This is a genomic window from Agrobacterium sp. CNPSo 2736, assembly GCF_004005385.1.
GTDB lineage: Bacteria > Pseudomonadota > Alphaproteobacteria > Rhizobiales > Rhizobiaceae > Agrobacterium > Agrobacterium leguminum.
Genome location: NZ_RZTX01000040.1, coordinates 1 through 8,661, shown reverse-complemented (window position 1 = coordinate 8,661; position 8,661 = coordinate 1). Strand labels below are relative to the sequence as shown.

Here is an 8,661-nt window from a genome sequence, read left to right as displayed (position 1 = left end):
CTTCAATACCGACTGTGTGTCGAAACCCACACTGTAACTGCGGGTGCAAAAACGGCAATAGACCGGGCAGCGATCCGTTGCGAGTAAAAGTGCCTTGTCGTCATAGCGATGCACCAGTCCATCTACAGGTGAACTTTCTCGTTCGTGTAGCGAATCCATTTTTAGCAACGGGTGAGATGGGAGAATTTCGCTTCCAACGGGAATAAACTGCTTTCGGATCGGGTCTTGGCTGAAATTCGACCAGTCGATCAAATTCAGCACATAGGGCGTGATCCGCATCGCCATCGGCGCGCGCGCGAGGCCGAGCTCAACGTCTCGCATCAGGTTGCCGTCGGCGTCGACCCCCATCCATTCGCGCAACTGGTCAACGCGAGTAACAGCATGACGCTCTTGCCATGCAGCGTCAGCGAACTCATGTCTCATCATCTCATACGCAATGTGGCTCATCGGAGCTTCCCTTGAGCGGAAAAGAGGACAGATGCAGGATAACCGCCTTGACGGCGGCAACAGCATAGCCGGTGAATGCGATCACAGGGCGATCGTCCAAAGTCGCGACGCGTTTGCGGATAACACAGCATGAATCGTGCCAAAGAAGACAATCTTTTTAAAACAATATCATAGCGCTGGTAGTGCCATTCGCATGTCCGGCTTGGTCGGACATACGACATCGAGGAATGCGTTGCACAAGGCGGGAATTCCGCGGTGCTCCGACGGAATCCGGTGGAAAACGCAGCCGACATCTAGGTGGTTTCTGTCGCGACATTAGTAGGGGTGACGGATAACTAGTCTTTCAATTTGAGGCGGTCGACCTCACAATAATGGTGCGCATGGGGAGGCCAGCGACAAAACATCACGGAGACACGAGCGTGGATCATTGTGCCGGCATTGAGCGCGCCCTGAAGGCGCGCGAGGTCATCATGAGGTGATTGTGAACTCCAATGTTTGAATGGTGCATTGCTCCTATAGCCACGGCGGATCGTCGCCATCCACTCCTGTCAACGCAGGGAAGCATGTGCCGCTCGTAACGCTCATCGCTGATGCTGTGCGCGCAATATCTCGTTCGAACTGCCGACACCATCGAAACGCAAGCGCGGAAATCCCCGCACCTGTTCATAGACGTGGCAGTGAGGGATTCTGTGTCCACAAGGGAGACTGTGGACATGGGATAATCGCGGGAGCGAGTCGGCGGTGTAGCGCTATTATCAAGCTTGAGGTGACTCTTCCCCGATAGGGTGAAGAAACGGGCTCACGGTTTTGGATCGGGCCCAGCAGCATAGAGAGGAACAGTCGAGACTGGAATTTATTGGACTTGATGTGTCGATGAAGGGTAAGCGCTCGTTTCCCAGCACGTTGACGTGCTTGATTTCGGCAGATCACGTTCGAAGTGGGAACGGCAGGTGGCGTAATCAGGCAGTTACGACGCTGACGAAGTTGAAGGGTAAGAGGTCGTCGACATCGGTATCGACGGCGCGTTGCGGCAACTCAGTGAGAACGTGGCGCAACCATGCTAACGGCTCGACGCCACAGGCGCGACAGGTCAGCATCAGGCTGTAAACGATGGCGCTGGCGTTAGCTCCTTCGACGGTGTCGCTGAACACGCGCTCCAGAAGGTTGTTGTCGATCGGCGTCCTGCCGTCCTCGGTATAGCGCGTCAGATATTCCCATTGATTGAGGGTGTAGGATATTGCGTCGCCGAGCTTGCTGTCAGGCAAGACCTTCGGCTTGATTTCGTCGAGCCATTCCTTGAGGGCGTTGAGGATGGGGACACTGTGTTGCTGACGGAAACGGCGAATGCTGTCGGCCTGGGTCTCGCCGTCCTCCGGCGTTTTTTCCCGCGCCTGCCTCTCAACCCGGTAGAGCTGTTCGAAGAACCGGAGGGCTTGCTCCGGCGGCCCTCCACCCGTTTTTCTGGCCTTGAGGGCATCGACAAAGCGCCGTCTGGAATGGGCCATGCATCCAACATGAGTTGCGCCACCCAGCGTGCGCCAGGCGGTGTAGCCATCGCTCATCAATATCCCACGGTAATCACCGAGGAAGGCCTGCGGGTAAATCTGGCCGCGGCCTGGCTGATAATCGAGCAGCACGATCGGTTCGGCACTGTCCTCGCCGCTCCGGTAGGCCCACATATACGATGTGTCGGTGGCCACCCTGTTCTCTTCCTTCAGCACCTGAACCGTTGTCTCGTCACCATGAATGAGGGGCTGCGATCTGAGCCGCAGTTTCAGCGCGTCATAGATGCGATGCAGGTGCTTTTCGCTTGAGCCGATTACCCAGTGGCCCAAAGTGCCTCTGCTGACAGGAACGCCGGCGCGTTCGAATGCCTGCGCCAGACGGTAGAGTGGTGTACCGTCGACGTATTTGTGAACGAGCGCGAAGACCAGCGTCGAGGCCGTGGCGATGCTGCCTGGCAAGGGCTGCGGGGGCATCGGCGCAGTTATAATCGGCGTGTTGATCCCGGTGCGGTCGCAATTGCGGCAAGCATATTTGAACCGAGCATTTTGCAAGACCTTTGCCTTCACCCCGATATGAAGTTGCTCGGTAACGATCTCGCCCATGCGATGCATCTGGCTCCGACAGCAAGGACAAGCCTTTTGATCGTCGGGAAGGTCATATTCGACGCGCTCGCGCGGTAGGTTTGCTGGCAGCGGCCTGCGGCCACGCTTCTTCCCCGTGGCGCTTTCACCGGGCGGCAACCCTGTGTCCGGAGGTCAACGACATCGTTCTCTTCGCGGTCGGCGTCGTCCTTACCAACAACCTGTTCAGCTTCATTGAAGAGGCGATCAACATGTTTTTCGCTGCGCGGCGCAAAACGATGAAGCCGTGCAAGCGCCAGCTCTTCCTCGAGTTTGACAACGTGTTCTGTGAGCTGGCGGTTCTGCGCCTCCAGCGCCGCAATGCGCGCCATCAACTCTTCAACAGTCGGTTCGCCGGTTCGTACCATCGTAGTCTTGAATCTGAACCGCCGCCCCGCGTCAACCGACCAAGCGCCGCCCTTAGCCGGCGACCTGGTATTGCCGCACCGGGTGGCGGACCATTGCGTCGATATCAATGCCGTCGAGTATCCAATGGAGCTGCTCGGTTGTAAGCGCGACCACCGGCACTTCACGGCGCGGCCATCGGAATTTGTCCTCGGTCAACCGCTTGTCCCTTATCTGAGAATGCAGCCTCCCCCAGCGCAGATCAGCAGCTAGTGCTGGTTACGCATCAGTTTCATCCCCTTTTCGGACGGCAGCTGCCCTGCGTTGGTAAGCGAAGTAACTTGCAGGGCGAACGTTTGCTGTTGCAGACCGACGATGGCGCCATATGGCCGGTTCCCCCTCAATGGACTGATCTTGTGAGCATTGATCCGGAAGTTGTCGCGAGCAATGGGCGCGCTCTCTTGCTGGTTACGAACTTGATGGAACTAGCCAGCATGGTGGAACACCTCTGTGGCAGGTTGGCAGCGCGGTCGCGAGCGGAGTGTAAGGATAATTATGCCGCCAAGGTAAACGAGATTATGCCGCAGGAGGACTCACAATGAGCAAAATAGCCCGCTTTTCCTGCCACTTCTCTCTAATTCAATGTGAGAGCGTCCTTGATATAAACGAGAAGTGCGGTATAAATATATTTACATCAATAGACCATCTCACACCCGGAGCCCGCAATGCCCGCGAAGTACGGCGGCAAGCGATCAAAGATGGATACCCTCATCAACGAGGGCACCTTCAATCCAAGCCCCGAGAAGGTGCGCGACCCGAAGTTCCGCGGCAGCGAGTTCTTCGATCCGCACGACGCCGTCCAGGTCAAATACGAGATGCTGCGGCGCGTCTCCATCGACAACGTCTCGGTAACGGACGCTTCCGACGAGTATGGTGTTTCCAGGCCAACCTACTACCAGGCCAAGGCAAACTTCGACACGAGGGGGATTGCCGGACTGGTGCCAGCAAAGCCGGGTCCCCGCGGACCCCACAAGATCGACGACAAAGTCCTGGCATTTCTGCAGGCACGACTGGTCCCGGGCGAACCCGTTCATGCACGCGAGCTCGCCAAGCTGGTCCGCAACGAACTCGATATCGCAGTTCATCCCAGGACGATCGAACGGGTGTTAAAAAAAACGATCCGTTAGACGTTGTCACGGGACCGGCATGTTCTTCGCCGGCCATCACGGAGCAATACGAGGTGCTGCGCAGCACGGCTCTCGGCGAAGCTCTGCCGCTTAAGGCCCGTAGCGGCCTCATGCTTTTTCTGCGCCGCGGCATGTGGGGATGGGCCCGGGCCGTGCCTGCAGCGACAAGCCCTGATCAAGAGCAGTTTTACCTGTCATCGGCCGTCCGGCCGGCGCACGGGGACCTCAGCGCCGTCGTTCATGTCCTGGCGACCATCGCCATGAGCATCCACCAACGGAGAGCACCATGAATGTACACCTGAAAGTCCAGTCTCATCACCTCGAACGCAGCGCCTACCTCTACATCCGCCAATCTTCGATGCGGCAAGTCATCGACAATACCGAGAGCGCCATGCGGCAATATGCGCTTCGCGGCCGCGCCATCGCCCTTGGTTGGCGAGAAGAGCAGATCATCATCGATAACGATCAGGGTGAATCCGGCGCATCGGCGGTCTGGCGTGAAGGATTTCAGCGGCTGGTCAGCGATGTCGGCATGGGGCATGCCGGGATCGTCATGGGCCTGGAGGTCTCCCGTCTGGCGCGCAACAATGCCGATTGGCAGCGGCTGCTCGAGATCTGCGCCCTTGCCGATACCCTGATCCTCGACGAAGACGGTGTCTATGACCCGGGAAGTTTCAACGACCGGCTCCTGCTCGGCCTGAAGGGAACAATGAGTGAGGCCGAACTGCATGTGATCAAGGCACGCCTGCGAGGCGGCATCCTCAACAAGGCCCGGCGTGGCGAGTTCCGTTGCCCCCTGCCAACCGGGTTGGTCTATGATCATTCCGGCAATGTGACGCTTGAACCAGACATGCAAGTCAGAGAGACGATCGTCCATTTCTTCGAGACGTTCTCTCGCGTCGGATCCGCCTCCCAGACCGTCAAGGCCTTTCGTCAGGAGGGCATTCTCTTTCCCTCACGCCTGCACGACAGCCAGACGGTTTTCCGGCCACTGACGCCTTCGACGGCGATGCGCGTAATGCACAATCCACGTTACGCCGGAGCCTATGCCTATGGCCGCCGCCGCTATCGACGAACCATCGATTGGCAAGAGGATTGTGCGTGAACAAGATAATGATCATTGGACGGCATGTATTCCAGATGCCCATCCCGGCTACATCAGTTGGGAGCAGCATCAGGAGAATCTGAGGATTCTAAAGTCGAACATCTGCCATAAATGGAACGCGGCTGTCGCATCACCTCCGCGGGAAGGCCCGGCGCTGCTGCAAGGGCGGGCCGTGTGTGGGCAATGCGGCAGGCATTTTCGCATGCGCTACGCTGCCCGACGCGGTCGGCAGGAAGCTTGGTACGTTTGTGATCGCGCCCGTAGCAATCGCGGCGAACCCTTGTGCCAGGCGATCGCTGCACCTCCCGTCGACGAAGCCATCGGCATGCTGATCGCCGAGCAGATGACCCCGGCAGCCATCGAACTGGCGATTGAAGTCCGCAAAGAGATCGAAGCGCGACATGAAGAGGCGGATCGGCTGCGCTGTCGCGCGATCGAGCGCGCCCAAACGGAAGCCGATCTCGCCCAGCGCCGTTTCATGCTCGTCGATCCCAATAACCGCCTGGTCGCCGACACGCTCGAAGGCGAATGGAACGAGAAGCTCCGCATCTTGGCTAATGCCCGCGAAGAGCGCGAGCGCGCCCGGGAGAACGATCAATTCATCCTCGATAAGGCCATCCACGAGCGGTTGGTCGCAATGACGGCGGACTTCAAAAAACTCTGGACAAATCCAGAGACCCCGAACCGCGAACGAAAGCGCCTGCTTGCCCACATCATTGAGGACGTCACCCTCCTCAAGCTACCGAAGAGAGGCACAACCAAGGCTCATATTCGCTTCAAAGGCGGCAAAACCCAGACCCTCGTCACCATGAGCCCAAAATCTCCCAGCCAGCAGGTGAAGACGAATCCCGACATCATCGAACTGATCGATACACTCCTCGACAATCATATTTTTTCCGAGATCGCAGAGATTCTCAACGAAAGCAAAGGTGCGCGAATTACTGGCGGACCAGGATGCTCTTTCTGCTATCATCCTGCGGCTGCTGAAGCTTGGCGACAGACTCGCCAACGCGCGACGGATTTGGGCAAAAAGCTTATCACCGATGCCCGAGGTAGTGAAGCATGTCAGATCTTAATGTCAATCCCGGGTATCGGGGCCATCACCGCCACGTCTTATATGGCAGCGATTGAGGATCCAAACAATCTCCCCAAATCCCGATCGGTGGGGGCCTGGCTTGGGCTGACGACCCGCCGTTACCAGTCGGGAGAGGTTGATTATGATGGGCATATCTCCCGTCGCGGCGACGCGCATTTACGGGGGCTGCTCTACGAAGAGGCTGTGACACTCCTCGCCCGTACTCAAGCAACAAGTAGATTGCGCGATTGGGGGCTGAAACTGCGTGAACGGGTCGGATTTAAGCGCGCGGCGGTTGCCGTGGCGCGTAAGCTGGCAGTCATCATGCATGCAATGCTCAAATCAGGTGAGCTTTTCAATACAGCGGAAATCGTGACTGCGTGATCAATCCCTTATCCCTGAAGGTTTTGGCGCTCATGAACTGAACGTGAAGAGCTGTCCCTGCCGGGGACATAGGCTGAGCTATTCCGTTCATTGTGTTGCACCTCTCACTTCAGCAGTGCGCTGTGGACAATGGAAAGCCCCTCCTGCGAAGCCCCATCGTGCGGCGGCCGTGTGTCGACCGCGAAGACGACCATGCTCCCGGGATACAGTTCTATAGCCTCAAGGTGTAAAGACTCATCAGAAAGAAAAGGACTTGCCAAATGGCCCACGATTAGAGGACACAATGACATTGGATGGCGCCGGAAGATCGGGCCGCTTCGAGTGGCTCGGGTTCTTGGCAACGGTCGTTGCCTTCTGCGCCAACGAGATCGGCGTCCATCGACCCATCAACTCCTCCTGCGCGTCGACGCTCGAGTCAGAGGAGAGGAAAACTTCCACGCCATCCGTTCTGTGCCTGCCTCGCTATGTCGCCCCCGAAGCCGTGCGGACGACAGAGTGACGACTCAGCGGCGCTACCGAAAGACGCAACGTCATTCTTAGAGGATAGTGGTTCCGAAATACCGCGTGTGGGCGGTATCCAGGATGCGGTTGACCAAGCTCACTAAGCTATGTCCGATGGTCTCCGCAGCCACGAAATATGACGAGTCCGTTGCGAGTGACGGATTGGCGTTGATCTCTAGGACAAAAGGCTGGCCGGAGCGGTCGATCCTGAAGTCGACACGTGCGTAATCCCGGCACTGGCAAGCGCGGAATGTTGTAATCGAAATATCCCGCAGGACTGTCGCAAGCCTGCTCTCGATCTGTGCCGGGCAAATCTTCGACGGGGCCGCAGCCGCGACGTACTTCGCTTCCCAAGTCATAAGACGCGTTGGGCGGTCGCCGAAGTCATGCTCCACAAGAGGCAACACCTCGAGATCTCCGTTTCCAAGCAGCGGCACGCTGATTTCCCGCCCGTCAACGTATTCTTCCACCAGCGCCTCCTGCGCATACTGCTTGACAATCGCTTCCACGGCCCGCTTTAGCTCATCAGGTTCACGTACGAGCTGCAATCCCAGGCTGTCATCTTCGCGAGGCGGCTTCACTACCACTGGAAATCGCAAGTCGCCGGTATCCACGGTGTCGTAATGCATCACGCGAAAGTTCGGCGTCGGCACGCCGTGTGCGCGGATAAGCCTCTTGGCGATCACCTTGTCTTGCGCCAGCGCATGCCCGAGCGGGCTCGATCCGGTGTACGGAATACCGGCCATCTCGAGAATCGCCGGAACGTGGGTGTAACGGGCTTCGCCTTGAATTCCCGCAGCCAAGTTGAAGACGATTCCCGAAGGGCGGGCTTGCGAATCTGGCGGCATGAACCGCTCGAGCGTCGCGAGCAGTCCTTTATCACCCTCACACAGCAGCACCTCGTGGCCGCCCTCTTGCAGCGCCGCCACCACACCGTCGCTGGAGTCCTGTGGCCAAGCATAAGGCTCCGCCGGCTGCGGATAAGCCTGACCGAACCGGTTGATCACGCCCGTGACATCTTTGTTCCTAACGACAGCTACTCGCATCAGCTACTCCTTGGATGTTTGCCCGTTGTCACATTCATTCACTCGGATTTGGCGTCCGTACCCTGATCTCCAGCTGTACTGTCCGCTCGGTTGGCCTGGTTTGTTCGAGCGAGTGTCATGTGAACTCAAGACCGCGCGACGGCCATGGTCGGAATGAGAATTGTGGCAGTGCACATGCAATTGGCATGCCACCAAAGTGTTGCGAGCAGGAGTACAAAAAGTTCGGGTTTCGCCCTTGGCGGCATGATACTAGCGCCTAAGGGTGTCTGACTTTGAACACAGACGTCGTCAACAGGACACCGGATATAAATCTTAAAGACACGGAACCGGTGGCGAGGATTTGCAGTCGTCATGGTGATAGTGAATCAGACCTGGCGGCAAATTCAATCCCAAAATGCACTCAAACCCGCGTCGGACGCCATGTTGCCGATGCTCCAATCCATTC

General features: G+C 57.7%; 4 protein-coding genes and 4 pseudogenes. 4 read left to right on the top strand and 4 right to left on the bottom strand.

The window, feature by feature from the left end; all coding sequences use genetic code 11:
* The 3 genes and pseudogenes from EM858_RS26700 to tnpB all read right to left on the bottom strand — a co-directional run.
* Positions 1-447: pseudogene (locus EM858_RS26700) on the bottom strand (KamA family radical SAM protein); the annotation flags it as partial.
* A gap of 959 nt (positions 448-1,406) precedes the next feature.
* Positions 1,407-2,941: pseudogene (locus EM858_RS26695) on the bottom strand (IS66 family transposase).
* A 52-nt stretch (positions 2,942-2,993) separates the two neighbouring features.
* Positions 2,994-3,152 carry an IS66 family insertion sequence element accessory protein TnpB gene (gene tnpB, locus EM858_RS26690; RefSeq protein WP_280960156.1) on the bottom strand — a complete coding sequence of 53 codons (159 nt, stop codon included), beginning with the start codon at positions 3,150-3,152 and terminating at the stop codon, positions 2,994-2,996.
* 491 nt (positions 3,153-3,643) lie between these two features.
* Between tnpB and EM858_RS26685 the strand changes: the two genes are divergently transcribed.
* The 4 genes and pseudogenes from EM858_RS26685 to EM858_RS26675 form a co-directional block, all read left to right on the top strand.
* Positions 3,644-4,105, top strand: a complete 462-nt coding sequence (locus EM858_RS26685; RefSeq protein ID WP_127758547.1) for a helix-turn-helix domain-containing protein — start codon at positions 3,644-3,646, stop codon at positions 4,103-4,105.
* 286 nt (positions 4,106-4,391) lie between these two features.
* The gene (locus tag EM858_RS27550; protein ID WP_245483064.1) at positions 4,392-5,210 is read left to right on the top strand and encodes a recombinase family protein; all 819 of its coding nucleotides are present in this window, start codon (positions 4,392-4,394) and stop codon (positions 5,208-5,210) included.
* A pseudogene (locus EM858_RS27695) lies at positions 5,152-5,472 on the top strand (zinc ribbon domain-containing protein); the annotation flags it as partial. The gene EM858_RS27550 and the pseudogene EM858_RS27695, both read left to right, overlap by 59 nt.
* A 634-nt stretch (positions 5,473-6,106) precedes the next feature.
* Positions 6,107-6,669: pseudogene (locus EM858_RS26675) on the top strand (transposase); the annotation flags it as partial.
* Positions 6,670-7,205: 536 nt separating this feature from the next.
* Here the strand turns inward: EM858_RS26675 and EM858_RS26670 are convergent.
* A complete protein-coding gene (locus tag EM858_RS26670; RefSeq protein ID WP_127758546.1) occupies positions 7,206-8,216 on the bottom strand; it encodes an ATP-grasp domain-containing protein in 1,011 nt (336 codons plus the stop codon).
* Between the last annotated feature and the right edge of the window lie 445 nt (positions 8,217-8,661).

Bases quoted from the DNA above. Each gene is read 5' to 3' on its own strand.
- EM858_RS26685 (WP_127758547.1), top strand. From the start codon at position 3,644: ATGCCCGCGAAGTACGGCGGCAAGCGATCAAAGATGGATACCCTCATC.
- EM858_RS27550 (WP_245483064.1), top strand. From the start codon at position 4,392: ATGAATGTACACCTGAAAGTCCAGTCTCATCACCTCGAACGCAGCGCC.
- EM858_RS26670 (WP_127758546.1), bottom strand. From the start codon at position 8,216: ATGCGAGTAGCTGTCGTTAGGAACAAAGATGTCACGGGCGTGATCAAC.